Source organism: Streptomyces sp. NPDC023541 (assembly GCF_055559995.1).
The window spans coordinates 59,607-80,372 of the sequence record NZ_JBVHJO010000025.1 but is presented as its reverse complement, the minus strand read 5'-3'; the positions used below and the strand labels follow the sequence as shown (position 1 = coordinate 80,372).

The 20,766-nt window shown below is 71.9% G+C and carries 19 protein-coding genes and 4 pseudogenes; 8 read left to right on the top strand and 15 right to left on the bottom strand.

The genetic code is table 11. The annotated features are described in order from the left end of the window. The 6 genes and pseudogenes from ACZ3X1_RS34975 to ACZ3X1_RS34950 form a co-directional block, all read right to left on the bottom strand. Positions 1–144, bottom strand: a pseudogene (locus tag ACZ3X1_RS34975) (ABC transporter ATP-binding protein); the annotation flags it as partial. A gap of 36 nt (positions 145–180) precedes the next feature. After that, a complete protein-coding gene (locus tag ACZ3X1_RS34970) occupies positions 181–1,290 on the bottom strand; it encodes an aliphatic sulfonate ABC transporter substrate-binding protein (RefSeq protein ID WP_467283267.1) in 1,110 nt (369 codons plus the stop codon). A 305-nt stretch (positions 1,291–1,595) separates the two neighbouring features. After that, positions 1,596–1,697, bottom strand: coding sequence for a putative leader peptide (locus ACZ3X1_RS34965; RefSeq protein WP_324610408.1), 102 nt, complete (start codon positions 1,695–1,697; stop codon positions 1,596–1,598). 152 nt (positions 1,698–1,849) lie between these two features. Further along, the gene (locus ACZ3X1_RS34960) at positions 1,850–2,308 is read right to left on the bottom strand and encodes an RrF2 family transcriptional regulator (RefSeq protein ID WP_362636442.1); all 459 of its coding nucleotides are present in this window, start codon (positions 2,306–2,308) and stop codon (positions 1,850–1,852) included. A 60-nt stretch (positions 2,309–2,368) separates the two neighbouring features. Then, positions 2,369–3,568, bottom strand: a complete 1,200-nt coding sequence (locus tag ACZ3X1_RS34955) for an acyl-CoA dehydrogenase family protein (RefSeq protein WP_467283263.1) — start codon at positions 3,566–3,568, stop codon at positions 2,369–2,371. Between the two features lie 286 nt (positions 3,569–3,854). Next, positions 3,855–4,196, bottom strand: coding sequence for an avidin-fold protein (locus tag ACZ3X1_RS34950; protein WP_362636448.1), 342 nt, complete (start codon positions 4,194–4,196; stop codon positions 3,855–3,857). Positions 4,197–4,321: 125 nt separating this feature from the next. On the opposite strand from ACZ3X1_RS34950, the gene ACZ3X1_RS34945 reads away from it, so the two are divergent. Next, on the top strand, positions 4,322–4,627 hold the full coding sequence (locus ACZ3X1_RS34945; protein ID WP_362636451.1) for a hypothetical protein: 306 nt from the start codon (positions 4,322–4,324) through the stop codon (positions 4,625–4,627). Here ACZ3X1_RS34945 and ACZ3X1_RS34940 read toward each other — a convergent pair. Both ACZ3X1_RS34940 and ACZ3X1_RS34935 read right to left on the bottom strand, forming a co-directional pair. After that, positions 4,624–6,054: an amidohydrolase family protein gene (locus ACZ3X1_RS34940; RefSeq protein WP_467283260.1), complete on the bottom strand. Its 1,431-nt coding sequence runs from the start codon at positions 6,052–6,054 to the stop codon at positions 4,624–4,626. The two genes, ACZ3X1_RS34945 and ACZ3X1_RS34940, sit on opposite strands and share 4 nt — an antisense overlap. 345 nt (positions 6,055–6,399) lie before the next feature. Next, positions 6,400–6,579: a CsbD family protein gene (locus ACZ3X1_RS34935; RefSeq protein WP_390077673.1), complete on the bottom strand. Its 180-nt coding sequence runs from the start codon at positions 6,577–6,579 to the stop codon at positions 6,400–6,402. A gap of 528 nt (positions 6,580–7,107) precedes the next feature. On the opposite strand from ACZ3X1_RS34935, the gene ACZ3X1_RS34930 reads away from it, so the two are divergent. After that, positions 7,108–7,263 (top strand): DUF6131 family protein, encoded by a 156-nt coding sequence (locus ACZ3X1_RS34930; protein WP_199819228.1) that lies wholly within the window; start codon positions 7,108–7,110, stop codon positions 7,261–7,263. Positions 7,264–7,707: 444 nt separating this feature from the next. After that, positions 7,708–8,976, top strand: coding sequence for a sensor histidine kinase (locus tag ACZ3X1_RS34925; protein WP_467283256.1), 1,269 nt, complete (start codon positions 7,708–7,710; stop codon positions 8,974–8,976). 79 nt (positions 8,977–9,055) lie between these two features. On the opposite strand, the gene ACZ3X1_RS34920 is transcribed toward ACZ3X1_RS34925, so the two are convergent. Then, entirely contained in the window at positions 9,056–10,498 is a 1,443-nt protein-coding gene (locus ACZ3X1_RS34920) for an MFS transporter (protein ID WP_467283254.1), read from the bottom strand. 580 nt (positions 10,499–11,078) lie between these two features. Between ACZ3X1_RS34920 and ACZ3X1_RS34915 the strand changes: the two genes are divergently transcribed. Next, a complete protein-coding gene (locus ACZ3X1_RS34915; RefSeq protein ID WP_467283251.1) occupies positions 11,079–11,654 on the top strand; it encodes an anthrone oxygenase family protein in 576 nt (191 codons plus the stop codon). Between the two features lie 50 nt (positions 11,655–11,704). Here ACZ3X1_RS34915 and ACZ3X1_RS34910 read toward each other — a convergent pair whose 3' ends face one another. Then, positions 11,705–12,193, bottom strand: a complete 489-nt coding sequence (locus ACZ3X1_RS34910) for an anthrone oxygenase family protein (RefSeq protein ID WP_467283249.1) — start codon at positions 12,191–12,193, stop codon at positions 11,705–11,707. Positions 12,194–12,378: 185 nt separating this feature from the next. Here ACZ3X1_RS34910 and ACZ3X1_RS34905 point away from each other — a divergent pair, with 185 nt between their 5' ends. Together ACZ3X1_RS34905 and ACZ3X1_RS34900 are read left to right on the top strand one after the other, a co-directional pair. Then, positions 12,379–13,743, top strand: coding sequence for an acyl-CoA synthetase (locus ACZ3X1_RS34905; RefSeq protein WP_467283248.1), 1,365 nt, complete (start codon positions 12,379–12,381; stop codon positions 13,741–13,743). Positions 13,744–14,438: 695 nt separating this feature from the next. After that, on the top strand, positions 14,439–14,996 hold the full coding sequence (locus ACZ3X1_RS34900) for a pyridoxamine 5'-phosphate oxidase family protein (RefSeq protein WP_467283246.1): 558 nt from the start codon (positions 14,439–14,441) through the stop codon (positions 14,994–14,996). 15 nt (positions 14,997–15,011) lie between these two features. Here ACZ3X1_RS34900 and ACZ3X1_RS34895 read toward each other — a convergent pair. Beyond that, positions 15,012–15,528 (bottom strand): annotated as a pseudogene (locus ACZ3X1_RS34895) (DUF6596 domain-containing protein); the annotation flags it as partial. A 10-nt stretch (positions 15,529–15,538) separates the two neighbouring features. Between ACZ3X1_RS34895 and ACZ3X1_RS34890 the strand changes: the two are divergent. Then, positions 15,539–16,234: pseudogene (locus tag ACZ3X1_RS34890) on the top strand (alpha/beta hydrolase). A 74-nt stretch (positions 16,235–16,308) separates the two neighbouring features. Here ACZ3X1_RS34890 and ACZ3X1_RS34885 read toward each other — a convergent pair. Then, positions 16,309–16,782: a DUF2000 family protein gene (locus ACZ3X1_RS34885; RefSeq protein ID WP_467283244.1), complete on the bottom strand. Its 474-nt coding sequence runs from the start codon at positions 16,780–16,782 to the stop codon at positions 16,309–16,311. Here ACZ3X1_RS34885 and ACZ3X1_RS34880 point away from each other — a divergent pair. After that, the gene (locus ACZ3X1_RS34880; protein WP_467283241.1) at positions 16,781–17,662 is read left to right on the top strand and encodes a helix-turn-helix transcriptional regulator; all 882 of its coding nucleotides are present in this window, start codon (positions 16,781–16,783) and stop codon (positions 17,660–17,662) included. The genes ACZ3X1_RS34885 and ACZ3X1_RS34880 overlap by 2 nt on opposite strands. A 101-nt stretch (positions 17,663–17,763) precedes the next feature. Here the strand turns inward: ACZ3X1_RS34880 and ACZ3X1_RS34875 are convergent, their stop codons facing one another. The 3 genes and pseudogenes from ACZ3X1_RS34875 to ACZ3X1_RS34865 form a co-directional block, all read right to left on the bottom strand. Then, positions 17,764–18,123 (bottom strand): STAS domain-containing protein, encoded by a 360-nt coding sequence (locus tag ACZ3X1_RS34875; protein WP_390077655.1) that lies wholly within the window; start codon positions 18,121–18,123, stop codon positions 17,764–17,766. Beyond that, positions 18,120–19,417, bottom strand: a pseudogene (locus ACZ3X1_RS34870) (PP2C family protein-serine/threonine phosphatase). Before ACZ3X1_RS34870 ends, ACZ3X1_RS34875 begins: the two are co-directional and overlap by 4 nt. Continuing rightward, positions 19,417–20,226, bottom strand: coding sequence for an alpha/beta fold hydrolase (locus tag ACZ3X1_RS34865; protein ID WP_390077696.1), 810 nt, complete (start codon positions 20,224–20,226; stop codon positions 19,417–19,419). Before ACZ3X1_RS34865 ends, ACZ3X1_RS34870 begins: the two are co-directional and overlap by 1 nt. Between the last annotated feature and the right edge of the window lie 540 nt (positions 20,227–20,766).

Genomic DNA, 20,766 nt, shown 5'->3' with positions numbered 1-20,766 from the left:
GGGAGCGACATCGAGGCTGATGTCGTCCAGGACGAGCTGCGAACCGGCCGGGCCGGAGAAGGACTTCGAGACGTGCTCGATGCGGGCGGCGTGCGCCGTCGTGTGAGCGGTGCCTTCGGCAGCCTTGGCGAGAGTGGTGGCCATGGTCGTCACCTCCTGGGAACGGAAGGGCCCGTGCGCTTACTTGGCGCCGAGGCCGGCGTCGGAGACCGGGGGCTTGCCGGCGGCCTTGAGGACCTTGTTCAGGAGTGTCAGGTCGTAGATGCCGGCCAGGTCGGGCTGCTCGATGAGTTTGGCCTTGACCGCCCACTCCGACTGGGTCTTCAGCGTCGAGGCCAGCGGGTCGTCGGTGATCCGGATGCTCGGCCACGCCGGGTCGAGGACCTTCGCGTCGAGCGGCTTGCCGCTTTCCGCCGCCAGTTTGGCGTTGGCGGAGGCCTTCGCCTTCTCCGGGTTGGCGTTGATCCACTCGTTGGTCCTCACCGTGCCCGCGAGTACGGCCTCGACGACGTCCGGGTGCTCCTTGAGGAACTTCTGCGACACGATGATGTTCGTGATCACGAACTTCTTCTCGGGCCACAGCTCGGTCTCGTCGAGGAGGACCTTCGCTCCGTCGGAGACGAGCTTGGAGGCCGTGGGCTCCGGCACCCAGGCGCCGTCGATGGAGCCCTGCTTGAAGGCGTCGGGGGTGACCTTGTTGTCGGTGCGGACGACGGAGACGTCACCCTTGCCGGACTCGGGGTCGACCGTCCAGCCCTTTTCGGAGATCCAGTTGAGGAACGCGACGTCCTGCGTGTTCCCCTTCTGCGGGGTGGCGATCTTCTTGCCCTTGAGGTCGTCCAGGGTCTTGATCCTGTCCGGGTTCACGACCAGCTTCACGCCGCCCGACGCGGAGCCGGAGATGATCCGCAGGTTGGAGCCCTTGGACTTCACGTAGGCGTTGATCGACGGCGAGGGGCCGATGAAACCGATGTCGAGGGAGCCGCCGTTGAGGGCCTCGATCTCGGACGGACCGGCGTTGAAGCTCTGCGGCTTGATCCTGGTGCCGCCCAGTTCCTTCTCGATCAGGCCTTCCTGGAGGCCGACGAGCGCGGTGGCGTGCGTCAGGTTCGGGAAGTACCCGATACGGACCTCGGCGGCCGACAGCTTCTTGCCGTCGGTGGCCGCGACGTTGGCCTTGTCGTCTTCCTTCTTCGCCTCGGAACCGTAGCCGCAGGCCGTCAGGAGGAGGGGGAGCGTCGCGGTGACGGCGATGGCGCGCAGGGTGATGAGCGGTCTTGCGGCAGACACGGAGGTGTCCTTTCACGGGGTGGGTGTTCGGGGCGGGTGTTTCGGAGGCGGTGGAGGTACGCGCACGGTGCCACTGCCGGTCGGTGGTGGCACGGCGTCGCCGGCGGAAAGCGGAGAGGTGTCGCGGATGCCGAAGGGGCGGATGTGGAGCCGCCGTACGTCGCGTGCCGCGCACGGAGGTGATGCGGCGGCGAGGTCAGCCGGGAGGGTTCATCCGGTCGACGCGGAGCGGGATGGCGAAGCGGAGGCGGCGCTCCATGCGCGGAGCGGTGCTCTGCACGCGGAGCGGGGCTCCGGGCAGCGCGTCAGGCAGGCTGACAGATGGCGCTGGACGTGCGGACCAGGTCGATGTGCCGGCGGGTGGTGAGGCGGGGCAGCAGAAGGCCCGCGTGATGCGGCGTGCGCATGGTCACCTCACCCCCGAATCCCTAGTTTTCCTACCTGGCTGGTAGGCATATTGGCAGACGGCGACACCCGCCCCAAGGGGCTGACCACATACTGGACGACCTTGTCTCGTCTTGCGAGAAAGGCCAGGTGGGACGAGATGGCGGCGCGTGGGTCAGGGATTGGTCCAGGCGTCGGGAACGTCGGTCAGCGCGGACACGCCGGCCGGCAGGTTTGCCGCCGCGACGTCGGCGAGGGTCACACCGTCGAGAATCGCGCGCACGTTGGACCGCAGCGCGATCCACAGGGGGAGAAGCGACTCGGCGGGGCCGGTGTAGGACAGGTCCGGAGGACGGACGCCGCGCACCGAGACCAGTGGTCCGTCCACGACGCGGATGACGTCCGCGATGCTGATGGAGTCGGCGGGCTTGGCCAGGCGGTATCCGCCGTTGCCGCCCCGCTGGCTGAGGACCAGACCGCCCCGGCGCATGTCGTTCAGGATGCCCTCGAGGAACTTGTGCGGGATGTCCTGGGCGTCGGCGATGGCTTCGGCCTTCAGGGGCCCGTCGTCCTGTGACACCGCGAGCTGCAGTGCGGCACGTACCGCGTAGTCCGCCCTGGCTGAGATCCGCATGCGCACATTATCCCGTACGGCGTCCGCCCACGTCTCGCGGGTGTGCGGCGGGCCGCCGGGTCAGTGGAAGGCCGCCGCCACCGCCCGGTGCGAGCCGTTGAGGTAGTGCTCGCCGATGGAGCGGAGGCGGTGCGCCGCCGGGCGGTGGGCCGTCAGGACGCGGGCGTTGCGCCAGAAACGGTCCAGGCCGGGGGCGTCGGCGAGCTCCAGCACGCGCGTGGTGATGTGCAGGGCGGCCCGCGACGTCACCGTCTCGGCCGTGGCCACCAGCGCGGCGACGCCCGCCGGCTCGTCGGCGTCGAGGTGCGCGCCCACGTCGAGGGCCCGCGCCATCGCCTCCGTCGCCCGGTCGACCACCGCGGTGGCTGTGTGGGCGGCAGAGGCGAGCTCCCCGTAGGTGAGCAGGAGGTCCGGGTCCTCGCCCGGCAGCCGGTGCGCCCGGCCGCCCCGGCTGAGGTCGCGCGCTTCGGTGAGCGCGCCCTCGGCGATGCCGAGTGCGACGTGGCACAGGGCGAGCCGCAGGGCCGGCTCCGCCAGTGCGGTGAAGGGCGCCGTCGACTCCTCGTCGTGCGGGCGCCGGCCCAGCACCTGGCCGGGCGCGACGGTGACCCGGTCGAGGACGACCTCGCCCGCGCCGGCGGCGCGCTGCCCGAGGCGGTCGTGGGCGGCTTCCACGGTCACGCCGCGTGTGCGGGGCGGGATGCGCACCACCAGGACCTCCCCGGTCACGGCGCACACGGCGTCCACCACGATCTGGTCGGCGACCGCCGCCGCAGTGTCGACGGACCGGCGCCCGTCCAGCACGTAGCCGGTGTTGCGGGGCCTCAGCGTGAGGTCCGGCCCGTCGCCGTCCTCGTCGGGTGCGGGCGCCCGGACCGCCCCGGTCCACAGCCAATGCTCGCGCACCGAGGCCTCTTCGAGGGTGGCGGCCTGGTGGTGACTCGCGTAGAAGCGACCGCTCCAGGTGTGTACGTAGTGCCGCGCGAGCACATCGCCCACGGAGCTGTCCGCCGCGGCGACCTCCCGTATGACGGCGCATCCGGTACGCCAGTCCGTACCGCGGCCGGGCGAGGGCGGGGTGAGGGCCGCGAGCAGCCCGGCCTCGCGCAGCCGGGTCCTCTCGTCGGTGGGCGGGCGGCCCGCCCGCTCACGGGTGATGGCATCCGCGGCGAGGTCGTCCGCCACGTCGCGGGCGGTACGCATGAGCGCGCGGCGCTCGTCGCCGGACCGGGCTGCGGCCGTGCTCGGTGTCGTCGGCACGGACTTCACCGACAGGCCGGGGTGCCGTGGCGTGGCGCCGAGAGTGGGCGGACGGCGGTGCCATCGGGGACGGCGGTGGTCATGTGGGCCACTCCGGATCGTTGTCGGGCGCCGGCAGCAACGGCGTCGATGGCCGGCGGGAGCCGCACTGCAACTCAATCCCACCTTCCCTATCGGATTGATAGGGATACTCGCCGAAGGCGGACCTCTCAGCAAGAGCCCGCCCGCATCCTGGACACATCCGTCTTGGGAAAAGAGACGCGCTGATCAGGGGCCTGCCGGGGCGTCAGTCCAGCGGCTGCTCGACCGAGCTGGTGCCGCTGCCCTCCTGGGATTCCCAACTCCATGACTCCTCAAGGCGCAGGCGGCCGTCGGCGAGCACGGTCACGCGCGACGTGCAGTGTCCCGAGGCTGTCGTGCCGTCGAGACGGAGCTGGACGTAGCGGAAGTCGACGGTGTCGTCCTCCCGAGTGCCGATCAGATGCCCCTTGACCACGTCCCCGCCCCGGTAGTCGGCCCAGACGAGACCGTCGCGCTCGTGGTACTCGAACCGGGTCTGCCGGCCGACCTGGCCGGGTGCCTGGTCGGCGACGGGGACGAACACGAGACCGTCGAGCGAGCGCGTCATGGGTGACTCCTGAAGGAAGAGGTCCGCCGCCGGCCGCTCCGGACGGCCGGAGATGAAACGGCCCGCCGCGGGTATCGGAGGATGGACGAGGGGCCGGACGGCCACCGACGGAAGGCGTACCACCCATGAGCCAGGACACCGCGACGAACGAACCGCACGAACCGACCCCCGAGGAACGCGCAGCCCGCGACAGGGTACGCCGACGGGCCACAGGAATGACGCACCATCAGACCGCGGACGCACTGGAGGCCGCCGAGGAAGCCGCCGACGACCTCGACGCGGCCGACACGGGTACCCGCGCCGAGGCGGCGGAATGGCGACGCATCACCGACCTGCTCTTCGACCACGGCGGCCCCTACACCCCGGAGACCGACGCCTACGTCCAGGGCCAGCTCACCGCCCGCCGGAACCGCCGCGGCCCGAGCGCCTAGCCGGTCGCGCGGAGGCGGGTGGCTGCCGCCTCCGCCTCCCGGACGACGCGCCCCGCGTCGACGTCGACCAGTCGGCCGTCGAGTTTCAGCGGCCTTCCGTCCACGAACACGGCGTCGATGTTCTCGGGGCGCCCGTTGAAGACGACCTGGCCCACCCAGTCGAAACGCGGTGCGAAGTTCAGGGCGGCCGGGTCGATGACGACGACGTCGGCCCGCTTGCCGGGCGTCAGGGAGCCCACCCGGTCGGCGATGCCGAGCGCTTCTGCCCCGCCCAACGTGGCCATCCGTAAGACGTCCTCCACCTGTGGGAAGACCCCGGCGTCCGTCGCCCGGGCGCGTTGCAGGCCGATGGCCGTCTTCATCAGCGCGTGGAAGTCCGAGCTGTCGTTGGTCCCGCCGTCCAGGCCGAGCCCGAGCTTGACGCCCCGCCGTCTGAACTCCGACAGCCGCATGATGCCGGATGCCAGCCGCATGTTGCTGAGCGGGCAGTGGGCCGCACGTACGTCGTGTTCGGCGACCGCGGCGATCTCGGCGTCGGTCAGGTGGACGGCGTGGTTGATCAGGAGCCGCGGGCCCAGCGCGCCGATGTCGGCGAGGACCCCGATCGGGTCGTCCGCGCGTTGCTCCGGGCGTTCCAGCACATGGGAGTTGAGCATGACGCCCAGGTCCTGGGCGGCCTCCCAGTGCGCACGGTTGAGGTCCTGGACGGCCCGGGCCGCGTGCGTGGCCACTTGGAAGGAACCCAGGGGCGCCGGATCGACGAGTTCCTTCTTCACCTTCGTGACCAGCACCGCGTCCGGCTTCGGTGGGAACATCGCGTAGGTGAAGCGCACCCCGGTGCCGGCCAGGGCCCGTACGTAGCTCTCGATCAGGTCGAACGCGAAGATGTCCACCCAGTCCACCAGTGTGGTGACGCCCGACTGGACGGCGTCGAGGGCGGCGAGCCGTACGAAGCTGTGGAGGGCCGCCGGGGTCAGCCGTGCGCGTTGCGGGTCGGTACACCCCGCGAACCAGCCGAACAGGTCGCGGTCGGTACAGCCGCCCCGGATCACCGCCTGCCAGAGGTGGGTGTGGGTGTCGACGAACCCTGGCATGACCAGCTTGCCCGCGGCCTCCACCACCCAGGCTCCCGGCGGCCGTTGGAGGGTCGGGCCGACGGCGGCGATGGCGCCGTTCCGCATCAGGACGTCGGTGTTCTCGACGGCCCCGAGGGGGCCGCCGCCGAGGCCTGGGTCCATGGTGAGGACGAGGGAGGCCCCACGGAGCAGGACCGTCCCCCCGGCCGTGGCGGGCCGGCCGGACGGGCGGCTCGGGGACGTGGGGCGGGCGGTGACGCCGAGAAGGAGCGGTGTGGCGGCGGCCATACCGAGGCCGGTGAGGAGGTCGCGTCGGCTGGGGGCCGCGAGGGTGGTGGGGGTGGGCTGCATGGTGTGTTACCTCCCGAGGGCGCAGAACGGAAGGCCCGCCCGGGCGGCGACGCCGTGACGGGGCGTCGGGCAGGGGCGGGAGATCACACGCAGCATTCCCGGCGAACGACGCTCCGATAGGCGTCGGTGGAAAACTTTTTCCGTTGCGGTCGTGCGCCAGACACGTACCGGCCAAGTTGCCGGGGCGCTTCGAGCGCGGCTGCCGGGGCGGTCAGGGCGGCCCGGCCGATGGGCACGGGCGGGTGGGACTCCCGGCGTCGCGATCCACCATCAGGGTGACGGAAGGAGGGGCCGGACCCGTCGGCACGACGGGTCCGGCCCCTCCAGCGCGGGGAGGCACGCCGGTCAGGACTTGCGCATGCCCTTCTTGGTCCTGTTCGCAGCCTCCGAGGTCATGTCCTCCGCCTTGCCGGCCATCTGCTCGGCGCCGCCCTCCGCCTGCATGCGCTTGTCGTCCACGGCGTCGCCGGCGGTCTCCTTGAGCTTGCCCTTGACCTGCTTGGCCTTGCCCTTTGCCTTGCTCATGACGAGATACTCCTTGAGTGACTCGAGTGAGGGGGAATGCTCTGCCCACCATGCGTCCGCCGGGAGTGACCCGCAACGCGCAGTGGACCGTCCGGAGCGCGCCCCGGGCCGCGCCCCGGGATCGGTCGGGCCGGAGACGATCTAGTCAGGCGGCTCGGCCACCGGCGGACGCTCGGCAGGAGACGGTTCGACGGCAGCGGGGCGGGGTTCACCCGGTCGGGGCCCGCGCTGTGCCTGCGCGAGGTCCCGGGGGGTGGGGTGCGGCGGCCTCGGCTTCGGCTTGGAGCTGTCGGGTTTTGGTTCGGATGTGTCCCGGTCCATGCGGCTCACCTCGGGTTTCGGCTCGCGAGGATGGTGGTGCGCCGTACGCGCGCTTCTGCGTCTGCCCGGCCGTACGCGTTCCAACCCATCGCGCCGGATCGCGCGGAGGCACAGATAAGGACCGCATTCGGGGGCAGACGGCGTCTGAAGCGCCACGGCGGATCCAACAGTTTCCGCCGACCATGCCAACGCGAGAATGAGGTACTCATGATTGCCGTCGGGTTGATCCTCCTGCTGATCGGACTTCTTACCGGGGTCTCCCTCCTGTGGACCCTCGGGGTCATCCTGCTCGTGGTGGGTGCGGCGCTGTGGATCATGGGATCGGTCGGACACGCCGTCGGCGGACGACGCCACTACTGGTAGACGAAGACGTGGCCGAATCGGGCCTGTCCGGTCGATCACGACCGGGCAGGCCCTCGGTACGTCGGCCGCCGCCACGCCACGCCGGCCGCCCGGGGTTTCAATGGCCGTCCCTGGCCAGGTTGTAGAACAGGATCAGGATCGCCGCCGCCATCACCGCCAGGTGGACCCAGACGGGGGCGTCCACGACACTCGCGCTTGCGCTCTCCATCGTCATCGCAGAGCCCTCCGTTCCCCGTGGGCGCCGATCTGCTGTAAGCGTGTCCGCTGCTTCTGTGTGGTCTTCATGTACCTCACCTGCCCGCGCTCTGCCCGACAACGCGCTGCAGCGCCCGAATTCGGGCACCGAACCCCGTCGTCGCCGACCGGGCGGGCGTGGGCGACTACGGAGGCGAGTGGTCCGGGAAGCCCATGGCCCGGCCGGGCCGCAGCCCGTAGGCTGCGCCGATGCACGCTGGATTCGGGCTGCGCGAAGCGCTCGCCGGAAGTCACCGCTCCTGGTTCCGGTACCGGTCGCTGGCCGTCGACTCGGGGCTCGCGCTGGGCTACGCCGGCGCGGGACTGCTGCTGGGCCGGGAAAGGCCGCCGGTCGGATGGCAGCCCTTGGACGAACTGGGCGCCGTCCTGACCGTTCTCGTGGGCCTTGCCCTGCTGGCCCGCCGGATCGCGCCCGTCGCGGTGTTCGCCACCAGCGACGCGCTGTGGATCGTGTTCATCACCTGCGGGTACTGGCCGGTCGTCAATTCGATGCCACCGCTCCTGGGTCTGTACACCGTGGCGGCGACACGCAGCCTGCGCACGTCCGTCGGGTGCGCGGCGGTCGTTGCCGGCACCTGGGTGTACGCCGGCCTGGGCAACGCGGAGAACGGCTCCATGCCCACCGTCCTCGCCCAGGCCGTCCTGTTCCCGGCAGTGGTGTTCGTCGTCGGCCGCGGCTCCGGCAGACTCGCCGAACGCAATCGGCAGTTCGCCGAGCTGACCTTCCAACTGCGAAAGGAGCAGGAGGAGAACGCCCGCCGGGCCCTCACCGAAGAGCGGGTGCGCATAGCGCGCGAGCTGCACGACGTGGTCGCCCACCACATGTCCGTGATCTCGCTCCAGGCGGGCATGGCGTCGTACGTGTTCCCCACCGACCCGGCGGCCAGCCGGCAGGCCCTCGACACCATCGCCGACACCAGCCGGGAAGCGCTGGAGGAGATGCGCCGCATGCTCGACCTGCTGCGCGTCGGCCGGGAAGGCCGACCGGACGGACGCGCGGATCCGGAAAACGCCTACGCCCCGGCCCCCGGGCTGGAACTGCTGGACCGACTCCTCGACCGGGTACGGGGTGCGGGGATCCCCGTCACCATGGAGGTCGTCGGCACCCCCGCGCGGCTCCCGCAGGGCATGGCCCTGTGCGTCTACCGGGTAATCCAGGAGGCGCTGACCAACGTGCTCAAGCATGCCGGGCAGACCAGCGCGGCCGTCACCCTCCGCTACGAGAGCCGCGCGGTCGTCGTGACCGTCACGGACGAGGGAAGCGGTGGAAGCAGCGGCGAGGGCAGCGGTGTGTTCCGGTCGAACACCGTGATCGCACCTGGTCACGGCCTGATCGGGATGCGGGAGCGGGCGAAGGTCTACGGCGGGTCGGTCACCGCCGGCCCCCGCGCCCTCGGCGGGTTCGAGGTGCGGCTCGTGCTTCCGGCCCCCACCACCGGGGCCCCGCGCCCGGTATGAGCGCGCTGCCTACCGACCCGACCGGCACGCTCCTGGGGAGCGTCGTCAAAGTCCCGCTTGGTCGGCGGGGCTCGACCCCTCACGGCCGACGGCCCTTTTCTCGGCTCAGCCCCGCGATGTCGTCCGCCCGCATCGACAGCGGCGGGACCCGGCCCAGCGTCACGAGCCGGTGGCGTACCGCCATGACGGCCACCGCCGCCGCGGCGATGACCACCCCGCCGAGGCGCAGGATCGCGTCGTAGGCCTCTTCCGGCGGCCGCTGCGGGGTCATGGCCGAGATCGCCGCCGCCGTCCCCGCCAGGGCGATCGCACCCAGTGTGACCAGGAACGTCAGCAGGACGCCGGACGCCTCGCCCGCCCTGGCCGGCGAGACGACCTGTTGCGTCGCCACACTGGAGAAGGTCCAGCCCAGTCCCAGCCCGAGGCCGCACCACGCGAACACCGGCACGTACAGCCACCAGGCGCCGACCCCGGCCAGCGCGAACATCCCCGTACCCGCGACCGCCCCGGCCAGCGCCATCACCGCGGTCGCCCGCATGTGCCGGGCCAGCCGAGCCCCCAGCGGCCCGCTGAGCGCCACCAGCAGGGCCGGGGCCAGGAACACCGTGCCCGCCAGGAGCGGCGAGAGGCCGCGCACGTCCTGGAGGTAGAGCGTGGCGAGGAAGACGGTGACTCCGTAGCCCATGTTCGTGAGCGAGCCCATCCCGGTCACCAGCACGTACGGGACGTTGCGGAACAGCCGCAGATCGACCAGCGGCTGCCGGGCACTCCGCTCCCGTACGAGGAACGACCCGCCGGCCGCCATGGCCAGGGCGAAGCAGACGAGGGTACGGGCGCTGTCCCAGCCCCAGGCGTCCCCGCGCTCCACGGCCAGCGTCAGGGCCGCCAGCGAGCACACGATCAGGGCGCAGCCGAGCAGGTCGAGCTCGCGCGGCGCCGACGTGTCGCGCGAGTCCGGTACGTACACCAGGGCGATCAGCAGCGAGAGCAGGGTCAGCGGCACCATCAGCCAGAAGATCCACCGCCAGCCCGGCCCCTCGGTGAACCCTCCGCCCACGAAGGGTCCGAGCGCGGTACCGATGTTGGCGACGCCGAACACCGCGCCCAGGGCCCGGGTGCGGGTCTGCTCGGGGAACGTGTTGGTGATCACGGACACGGACACCGGGAAGACGAACGCCGCGCCGACCCCCTGCGCGACCCGGGCCGCCACCAGCGGTCCGAGGCCGGGAGCCAGCGCGCAGCCCACGGAACCGGCCGCGAACAGGGCCGTTCCCGCCAGCAGGGTGCCCCGACGGCCGAAGACGTCGCCCACGCGGCCGCCGACGATGAAGAAGCAGCCGATGGCGAGCATGTACGCGGACAGGGTCCACTGGGCGGCCGAGACCGTGACACCGAGCTCCGCCGAGATGCCGGGGATCGCGAGGTTGAGCGCGAAGAAGTCGAGCTGGATGCAGAACAGGGCGAGGGCGACCGCGACGAAGGCCCCCTTCCGCCGCGCCGCCGGCGAAGACTCAGCGCGCATGGGGGCGTTCCTCTCGGCCGACGCGGAGGCGGACTCGGACGCGGCGGCACGGCCGGCGCCCGCACGCACCCCCTCACCCCATTGTGGAGCGCCCCTCGCAGGTCCGCAGTGCGGATCCGCCGCGGAGGGCTGATCGCGGTATTCCGCGGCCCCGCCGGGCCGCCCGCGCTCGGACCGTTTCGGCGCGAAACGATGTTGGCGTACACGACGGCCGGCGGCGTCGTCTCGGCGCCGCGGTCCCCGAGTGCCTGGCACCAGGGCGGCCCAGCACCTGCTCCCGGCGCTGTGGCCCGTGGCGGTCCGCCTGCGGGTGCGCGGGCGTCAGCGCGTGTTGCGCCGGGACGCCGCGGCACTCCGTCGCAGTCAGGAGGCGGCGATGTCCGCCCTGGCTGTGCCGGAGCACGTCGAAGCCCACCGGGCGACTCCGCGACTGCCTCGCGGACCAAGGCCGAAGATTCGCTTCAGGACTAGAGATTCGCTCGAACGTCGGCTTGACTCCCCTGCAATAGAGCGCAGTTGATGTGAAGATCGGGCCTTCGTGTCCGGAACGCATCCCCGTTGGGGAGAGGACGTACATCGCATGTCTGCCGGTCCGTCGCCGTTCGTGCCGCCCGCACAGCCCAGCCCGCCCGCCCCGCCCGCACCGTCCGCGTCGGGCACGCGCCTGGCCGGCGCCGTGCTGATCGTCTCCACGGTCTGGGTGGGCCTGATGGCCGGGCTGTTCTTCGCCTTCGACGTCTCGGTGATGCCGGGGCTCGCGGCGGGGGACGAGCAGACGTACGTCACGGCGATGCGAGCCTTCAACAAGGCCATCGACGGAAACCCGCTCTTCGGGACGGTGTTCCTGCTGGCGCTGGTGGCGGCCGTGCTGTCGGCCGTCCTGGAGTTCCGCGGAGGGCGGCGGGCGGTCGCCCTGTGGGTGGGAGCGGCCGCCGTGGCCTACCTCGTCGTCCTGCTGATCACCTTCACCGTGAACATCCCCCTCAACAACGAGCTGGCGGACGCGGGCGACGTCGCCCGGATGCAGGACTTCGAGGTCGTCGAGCGGTTCAAGTCGACGTGGGTCACCACGAACGTCATCCGCACGCTGCTGTGCACGACGGCCCTGGCCGGCCTCGCCCGCGCCCTGCTCCTCCACGGCCGCACCACCCGCTGACCACCGGCCCGGCCCCGACGGGCCGGCCCGTCTGCCCGGGGCCTCCCCGGTCAGCGCAGGACCAGCGCCCAGGCGAGGAGGCCGAGGGAGATCGTGCACAGCACGGCCCGCCACACGTTGGCGCGTACCCACGGTGCTTCGAAGGCCCGGCGGACCGCCGCCGGGTCGGCGATGCGTTCGACGGGGCCGGCCTGTTCCAGGGCGTTGTTGAGCGGGATGTTGATCCGGGCCGTCACGCCCATCGCCGCGAGGTAGGCGACGAGCGCGCCGATCAGCGGCACCAGTGCCTCCCGTCCGCCGCTGCCGGCGGCGTGGAGGACGACCGCGGCCGCGCTGAAGACGAGGGCGCCGATGTAGCCCAGCAGGAACCAGCCGTTGAGGATGGCCACGTTGATCCGCTGCATGGTCTCGATGGCGGTGCGGTCGGCGGCGACCCGGAGTCCGGGCATCACGGACACGGAGAATCCGTAGAAGAGGCCGCTCATCCAGCCGATGGTGATCGTCGCGGCGATCAACGCCGCCAATCGTGCCGTTTCCACGTGTCCCCCCGGATCGAGAATCAGGTCGAGAACTGGTCTTCTAACGGTCAAGTTCCGCCGATCATAGGGTGCGGCGCCCCGGTTCGGGCCGCGTAGGCTGGCCGAACCCGCACGTCACCCGACAGCACCTCGCACCACCGCCTCGCACCACCGCCTCCCACCACCGTCGAACGGAGCCGCCCGCCATGCTGACCGCCCTTACCGGTGTCCACGGGGACCGCGCGGACGCCGTCACCGTCGCCGGCCGTACCGCCTCCTACGAGGAACTCCTGGGGGCGGCCCGCCAGGTGGCCGCCGATCTCGCCGCATCGGGCATCCCGGCGTTCGCGGTGACCGCGACGGCTTCTTTGGAGACGGTGGCCGCCGTGGTCGGGGCTCTGCTCGCCGGCGTGCCGTGCGTTCCGCTGCCGCCGGATGCGGGTCCGGCCGAGCGCGGGCACATCCTGCGCGACTCCGGGGCCCGCCCCCTCGACGTCGACTTCGCGCGCCGCTCGGACAGGACCCCCGCTCCCGCCGTCGTACGCACGCCCGAGGATCCCGCGCTGATCCTCTACACCTCCGGCACCACGGGCGCCCCCAAGGGCGTGGTCCTCAGCAGTGCCGCGATCACCGCCGACCTGGACGCGCTCGCCGAGGCCTGGCAGTGGAGCGCCGAGGACACCCTGGTCCATGGACTGCCCTTGTTCCACGTCCACGGACTCGTCCTCGGTGTCCTCGGAGCGCTGCGTACCGGCAGCCGCCTCGTGCACACCGGCCGGCCGACGCCCGAGGCGTACGCGGCCGCGGGCGGCAGCCTGTATTTCGGCGTGCCGACCGTGTGGTCGCGCATCGCCCGCGAGCCGCACGCCGCGTCCGCCCTGGCGGGGGCCCGGCTCCTGGTGTCGGGCAGTGCGGCGCTTCCGGCTCCGGTCTTCCGGGACATCGAGCGTGCGAGCGGACACCGCATCGTGGAGCGGTACGGGATGACGGAGACACTGATCACCGTGAGCGGCCGGGCGGGCGGTGACCTGCCCCCGGGCACGGTCGGCACCCCGCTGCCGGGCATCGCCACCCGTATCGCGGCCGAGGACGGCGCGGAGATCGGCGAACTCCAGCTGACCGGACCCACCCTGTTCTCCGGTTACCTGGGCCGGCCGGAGGCGACGGCCGCCGCGTTCACCGAGGACGGCTGGTTCCGTACGGGTGACATCGCGGCCGTCGACGAGAAGGACGGCGTGCACCGGATCGTGGGCCGCGCGTCCACCGACATGATCAAGTCGGGCGGGTACCGGATCGGGGCGGGCGAGATCGAGAACGCGCTGCTGGACCACCCCCGGGTGCGCGAGGCCGCCGTGGTCGGTGTCCCCGATGCGGACCTCGGCCAGCGGATCGTCGCGTTCGTCGTCGCCGGGGGAGTCACCGGAGCCGAGCTCACCGACTTCGTCGCGTCCCACCTGTCGGTCCACAAGCGCCCCCGCGAGGTCCGCTTCGTCGAGGCGATCCCGCGCAACGCGATGGGCAAGCCCCAGAAGCGCCTCCTCCTGGACGGCGCCACCCCCGACCACACCTGACACCCTGTCCCCGGCGAGTACACGACGCGCCCTGTGATGGGTGGTGCACGGCCGGTCCCGGGCCGGTCCCGGGCCGGTCCCGCGGCCGACGGCAGCATCACGCCCGTGCACAGGGCGGCGACGGTGAGGCCCGGGCGGGGCGCCGCCCCCAGCGCGCGGCAGGGTGCCGCGCGGGACCTCCGCCCCCACGCGGTGTCCTCAGGGCGGGCGTAGCCGCCGCCCGGTACGGCGACGAGGTCGCCCTCCTGCGGCGCCCAGCCGTGTTCGACGCCCGACCCGCGTTGCGTACGACGCCCGAACTAAACCGGGGCGGGAGGCGGTGACGTACCGGACCGCACCCTCAGGGGTTTGCCGGTGCAGGCAGGGCCGCCCTCCGCCAGTGGGCGGCCGGTCCGGCGCCGAGCCCGGCCACCCCCTGCGGCCGCGCCGGTGGCACCGATGGCGGTCGAGGCCCGGAGCAGGTCCCGTGGGTCCGAGGCGCGAGTTCCCACCGACCGTGTGTCCGCCGCACCACCAAGGCGACGACCCGGAACCGGACCCGGACGGGGCCACCGGCACGCGACCGGCCGGGTGACCCCGGCCCGGTCGACGGCCGCGTACGGCGCCGACGGGCACGCCTGCGGGGGAGGATGCACGGGCTCGTTCCCCCTCGGCGGCGTGCCGACAGTGAACGGGGGAGAGGAAGAAGATCCACGATGCCGGCCCAGGGATCCGCGAAACACCCCACCACCGAACTCGACGCCCGCTACAGCTCCGCACTCAACCCCCGCCCGGGTGCCGCCGAAGTCACCGCCACCGACTGGACCGAGGCGCAACGGCAGCTGGGCGCTGCCGAGGTCTTCTGGTTGTCCACGGTCCGGCCCGAAGGGCGCCTGCACGTCACCCCCGTGATCGCCGCCTGGCACGACGGGGTCATGTACTTCTCCACCGGACCGGGGGAGCAGAAGGCGAAGAACCTGGCCCACGACGGCCACTGCGCGCTGACCACCGGAGGGAACTCGCTCACCGAGGGACTCGACATCGTGGTCGAGGGCAGGGCGGAACAGGTTTCCGATCCGGCCGTGGTGGAGGAGGTGATCACGGCGTACGAGGCGAAGTACGGGCCCCACATCACCTCACCCGAGGGCACCTTCCACGGGATCGACGACGCGTTCCGGCAGGGCACCGCGGTGGTGTTCGCGGTGGCCCCGACGACAGCGTACGGCTTCGGGCGCGACGGCGGCGTCTACAGCCACACGCGCTGGACCTTCTGAGCGCGAAGCAGCCCCTCAACCGGAACGGAGCGCGCCCAGCCGGGTTTTGATACGGGCGGCCCGGCGCGTCAGGTGGTCGCGTTCGGCGAGGTTCGGAGCCTTCGGGGACGCCTCCGCGTACAGCCGCGCCGCCGTCGCCAGGTCCCCGTCGCGCTCGTGGAGGTACGCCGCAACCCCGGCACGGCGGGGCAGCGAACCGGCCAGCGCCGCGAGCGCCGGCGAGCGGCACCAGGCTGCCGTCGGGCGCCGTCCGCGCGGCCCGCCTGGCGTGGTGGAGCATCATGAGGGCGAGCAGTCCCGCCACCTCAGGATGATCGAACCGGGCTGCGGGCTGCCGGGCGAGCCGGATGGCCTCGGCCGCGAGGTCGACGTCGCCGGAGTAGCCCTCGTTGAAAACCAGGTAGAGGACGCGCAGCACGGTGGCGACGTCGCCGGGTTGTTCGAACCGCACACCGGAGACGGTGCGCTTGGCGCGGCTGACCCGCTGCGCCGTGGTCGCCTCGGGCACCAGGTACGCCTGGGCGATCTGGCGGGCCCCGGTCATGTCGTACAGCCCCGTGGTCCTCTCCGTCCCCGGACGCCCCGTGGACCTCCAGGTACGCGTCTGCGTACCCGCGACCGGAACCGGCCTCGCGGTCATCCTCCTCTCCCATGGTCATCCTCCTCTCCCATGGTCACGGCCCCTCGAACCACCTCTCCTCGCTCAACGGGTACGCCCCGCTCGCCCACTTCTGGGCCGCCCACGGATTCGTCGTCGTCCAGCCCACCCACCTCACCTCCCGGACGCTGAGCCACTTGGTCGCCGGCGCGCCCGGCGCACCCGCCTTCTGGCGCTCCCGCGCCGAGGACATGAATGCTTGCCGCGCCCGGCCGGGGCGGCGATCATCGGGGCCGTCGATTTCTCAACCATGGCCGCGCCCGCACTGGTCGGCGCCGGCGACAAGGACGACTCGCGTCACTTCACGGACATGGGCCGGACTGGCACGCCGACCCCTGCACCCTCGCCCCCGGCCCCAAGACCCTGCTCACCCTGTTCGACGCGGAGCACGGACTCGGCGGGATCGCCGGGTACGTCGCCGCGGAGACCACGGATGAGAACCCGGCCCCAGTGGCCGCCCTCGCCCGGCTCACGACCCTACCTCCGCACCCGGCTCCACCTCGGCGACTCCGCGTGGCGGCCCGAGTGCGAGGCACTGACGACGGGCTCCGACCCGGTGGGGCGAGTCGAATCCAAGTAGGCCTCCGACGCGTCGCCCGACCGGTTCCGCAGCAACTCGGTCAGCTCCGCCCCGACGGCCGGGGCAGGGACCGCTCACCCGTGCATGCGGGCGCCCTTGACGACCTTGTCCACGGAGTTGCGCGGCCCGTGGACGGCGATTCCGACAAGATTCAACTGGTCCTTGCCCACCGCCGCCACCGCCGCCCGGTTCGCGCGGTCGTTACCCGTGCCGAACAGGTCCGAGGTGAACACCGCGGTCGGCAGCCCGCGCCGAACTGCCCGCTCGTGCGCTGCCGTCACCGTTTCCTTCCCGCCCTCGAAGACCAGAACAGGCTGGCGGAACATCGGCAGATAGGGGGTGCCATCGGCGTCCTGGTACGGCTCGCCGACCAACTCGGGGAGGACCGTTCCGAGCCCGCTGACGAGGAAGGCGGTGACATTCAGCCGCTGCCACGTCTCCAGGTCGTCGCGGAGCAGCACCGCGATCTTGGTGTCGAAGCGCACGGGCGCGTCAGCGCCGTCTGCTCGCGCCTGCTCGTCGTTCTCGTTCTTCGTCTCATCGCTCATGGTCCGAGACTGCCGGGCTCGGCCTCGCCCGGTCTTGTACGTTCTTTGCGTGCATCAGCTCCAGCAAGAGGTCTCGGCCTGGCGTCCGCGGGTCGCGGGTGTCGTCGAGGTCTTCCACGCCCGCTTCACCGCGCACGCGTACCCCATGCACGTCCACGACGAGTGGACGCTGCTGATCGTCGATGACGGCGCCGTCCGCTACGACCTGGACCGCCACCGGCGCGGCACACCGGGCGGGACCGTGAGCCTGCTCCCGCCCCACGTCGCGCACAACGGCTCCGCCGCCACCTCGCACGGGTTTCGCAAGCGTGTCGTCTACCTCGACATGACGGTGCTGGACGACCGCTTCATCGGCGCCGCCGTGGATGGTCCGGACCTCGCCGACCCGGTCCTGCGTCGACGCGTCGGGCAGCTCCACCAGGCCCTGGCCTTGCCCGGCGACGAGTTCGAGGCGGAGAGCCGGCTGGCTCTGATCCGCGAACGGCTGCGCGTGCTGCTCCGGCCACGCCTCGAACTCCTCGGCGGGCACACTGCGCCGCTCGGCGCCGGAACCCGCGACGGCATCGCGCGCAGCCTGCGCGAACTCCTCGACGAGCGGGTGGTGGCGGGCCTCTCCCTGCCGGAAGCGGCCGAACTGGTACAGGCGCACCCCGCCCATCTGGTCCGCTCGTTCAGCGCCGCCTTCGGCATCGCCCCGCACCAGTACCTCATCTCGCGCCGGATCGCTCTGGCCCGTCGGCTGCTCCTCGATGGCCGCCCGGCCGCCGAGGTGGCGGTCGAGGCGGGATTCCACGACCAGTCCCACTTCACCCGGCACTTCAAGAGGGCCGTGGGCACCACCCCCGGGCGCTACGCCCGCTCCGCGCGCTCCTGCTGCTGAGGCTTTGGGGCAGGGCGCGCGGGGGCTGCCGTGGGGGAGCGGGTGCGGCCGACCGCAGGGTGGTGGGCCGCAGTGGTCCGCGGATCGGCGGGCGGCTTCGGTCAGTCGGAGGCGGGATGCCAGGAGTCTTCGGCAGCTCGGGCGCTGGGATGGGTGGGGAAGACCTGCTCCAGGCCGACGATGCGGAAGATCCGGCTGACGCGTTCGGGGACCGCGGCGAGCGCGATGGTCGCGCCGGCGACGAGGGCGTGGTTGCGGGCGGCGAGCAGCATGGTGATGCCGCTGGAGTCGCAGAACGTGAGACCCGCGAGGTCGATGGTGAGCTGCTGGCCGGCGGCCAGGGTGATGCCGGGGAGGGCGTCGCGCGCCTCGGGTGCGGTGTGGTGGTCCAGTTCCCCGGCCAGTTCGATGACCGCGCCGGCGTTGGTGGTGCGGGTGAGGAGGGTCAGGTGTCTGCTCACTGCTGCTCTTCACTGGTGGTTCGGGGAACGTGGACGGCCAGGACGGCGGTGTCGTCGTCCACGCTGCCGAAGGTGTCGAGGAGTTCGCGGATCGCCGTGATGGTGTCCGTGGCGGTGGTGGGGGCCAGGGCGCGGCCGAAGTCGAGGAGGGCTTCGTCGCTGTAGCGCCCGTCGGGGCCGGCGGCGGTGTGGGCTTCGGTGAGGCCGTCGGTGTGCAGGAGCAGGGTGTCGCCGGGTGCGAGGTGGACGGTGGTGGTGGCGATGTTGGCGTTGGGCAGGATGCCGACGAGCTGGCCGCCGGGGGTGGCAGATAGTCGGCGGTGCCGTCCTGGCGCATCAGCATGGCCGGCGGGTGACCGCCGCTGGCCAGGGTGATGTGGAAGCCGCCCCGGTCGGGGTCGGGGGTGAGCAGGCCGAAGATGACGGTGCAGAAGCGGGGGTCGGTGCCGTTGTACTCGTGGTTGAGGACCGTGTTGAGGTTGGCGAGGACCGCAGCGGGGTCGGGGCTGTAGACCGCTGCGGCGCGCAGGGTGTAGCGCGCCACTGAGGTGACGGCCGCGGCGGCCGCCCCTTTGCCGCAGACGTCGCCCAAGAACATGCCCCAGGTGCCGGCGGCCAGGGGGAAGAGGTCGTAGAAGTCGCCGCCGACCTCGTCGGCGGAGGCGATGTGGTAGTGCGCGGCGACGTCCAGGCCGGGGACGTTCGCCAGCGTGGGGGGCAGCAGGGTTTTCTGGAGGGTGGTGTTCAGGACCTTGAGGCGGTCGCGTTCCCGGTCGGCTTCCTGGCGGGCACGCAGGAGCTCGTTCTCGTAGGCGCGGCGGTCGCGGGCGTCGAAGATGGTGGTGCGGATCAGCAGCGCCTGTCCGTCGCCGCCGGTCTTGACCGTCGAGGTGACCATGACGGGCAGGCGCGTGCCGTCGGCGGCCTTGAGCTCCAGCGCGATGCCGTTGATCTCGCCCTGCATGCGCAAGAGGGGTGCGAAGTGGGTCTCGTGGTAGAGGCGGCCGCCGACGGTCAGCAGGTCGGCGAAGCGTTTACGGCCGACCAAGGCGTCGCGCTCGTAGCCCAGCCAGTCCAGCAGGGTGGTGTTGATCTTGGCGATCCGACCGTCCAGGAGGGTGGACAGGTAGCCGCAGGGCGCGTGCTCGTACAGGTCTTCGGCGCTGTCCTCCAACAGCTCGGAGAACCGGGCCTCCTCGTTCCCTTCGTGCTCCTCGTGATCCTCGGAACGGCCTCGGCCTCGCCCCGAGGTACGGCCTTCCTCGTCTGCGGCCTCGTCGTCGGTCTCGCACATCACCTGGAGGCCCCCGCGAACGCGGCGATCGCCGCGGCGGTCTCCTCCGGGGCGGCAAGCTGGGGGCAGTGCCCCGTCGCGTTCAGCGTGACCAGCCGGCTGCCCGGGATCTGCGCGTGGATGAACGCGCCCACCTCCGGCGGAGCGATCGCGTCGTTGGAGCACTGGGCGACCAGGGTCGGTACCGTCACCGACGCGAGGTCGGCGCGGTTGTCGGACAGGAACGTGACCCGGGCGAAGACCCGGGCGATCTCCGGGTCGGTGCGGCAGAAGCTGTTGGTCAGCTCTTCACCCAGTTCCGGCCGGTCGGGGTTGCCCGCGATCACCGGGGCCATGACGCCGGACCAGCCCAGGTAGTTCGCGTCCAGGGACTCCAGCAGTTCGTCGATGTCCTGCGCGCTGAACCCGCCCCGGTAACCGGTGGCCGGGTCGTCGACGAAGCAGGGCGAGGGCGCGAGGAGCACCAGGCCGGCGAACGCCTCCGGCCGGCGGGCCGCGGCCAGCACGCCCATCATCGCGCTCACCGAATGCCCCACGAACGTGATCGGGCCGAGGTCCAGCTCGGCGCACAGCTCCAGCACGTCGTCGACATAGCCGTCCAGCGAGGCATAGCGGTCCCGGCTCCATGCGGACAGCTCGGAATTTCCCGCGCCCACATGATCGAAGAGGACGACGGTGAAGTCCCGCTCCAGCTCGGGAACCACCAGACGCCACATGTTCTGGTCACACCCGAATCCGTGGGCCAGCACCACCGCCGGTGCACCGGTCCGCCCGGTCACCTTGACATGGTTCCTGCTCCGCACGTTCATACGGCTCATCCTCGCAGACCCTTCGCCGGCGTCGGCGGCGATGACGTGCCCGACACGACGAGCGCGGGCGGTGCCGAGCGGGCGACGGGCGCTTACTGCCTACGGGGCGACGGGTCGTCGCCCCGGTCGGGGTGCGCGGATCGGCCGGCCCGCTGGAACCGGCTCGCCCACGGTGTACGCGGGCTCGGCCCAGGCCGCTGCGCCCAGTCCTGCCCATGGGGTGGGGAGACGTGCCCGGGCCGCAAGCGCGTTCATAGCGGACGGAATGCCGGCCTCCGCAGGGACATGATCACGGATGAGTCTTTTCGGCCAGGATCGAATCGGTTACTCTCGGTAAGGGTCGCCGCTCGGCCCCCTCGCGCCCCCCTTGCGCCTCCCTGACCCCCCTTGCCCCACGCGCCCCGCGCCGCCTGTGCGGTCCGCCGGAATTTACGTGGTGGTACCCCGGGTAGCACGAAAGATTTCCCGACTCGTGTCCCCGGCGCCGCAAAACTAGTCCGAAACTGACAGGTTTCCTTTGACTGTTGCGCGATTAATCGG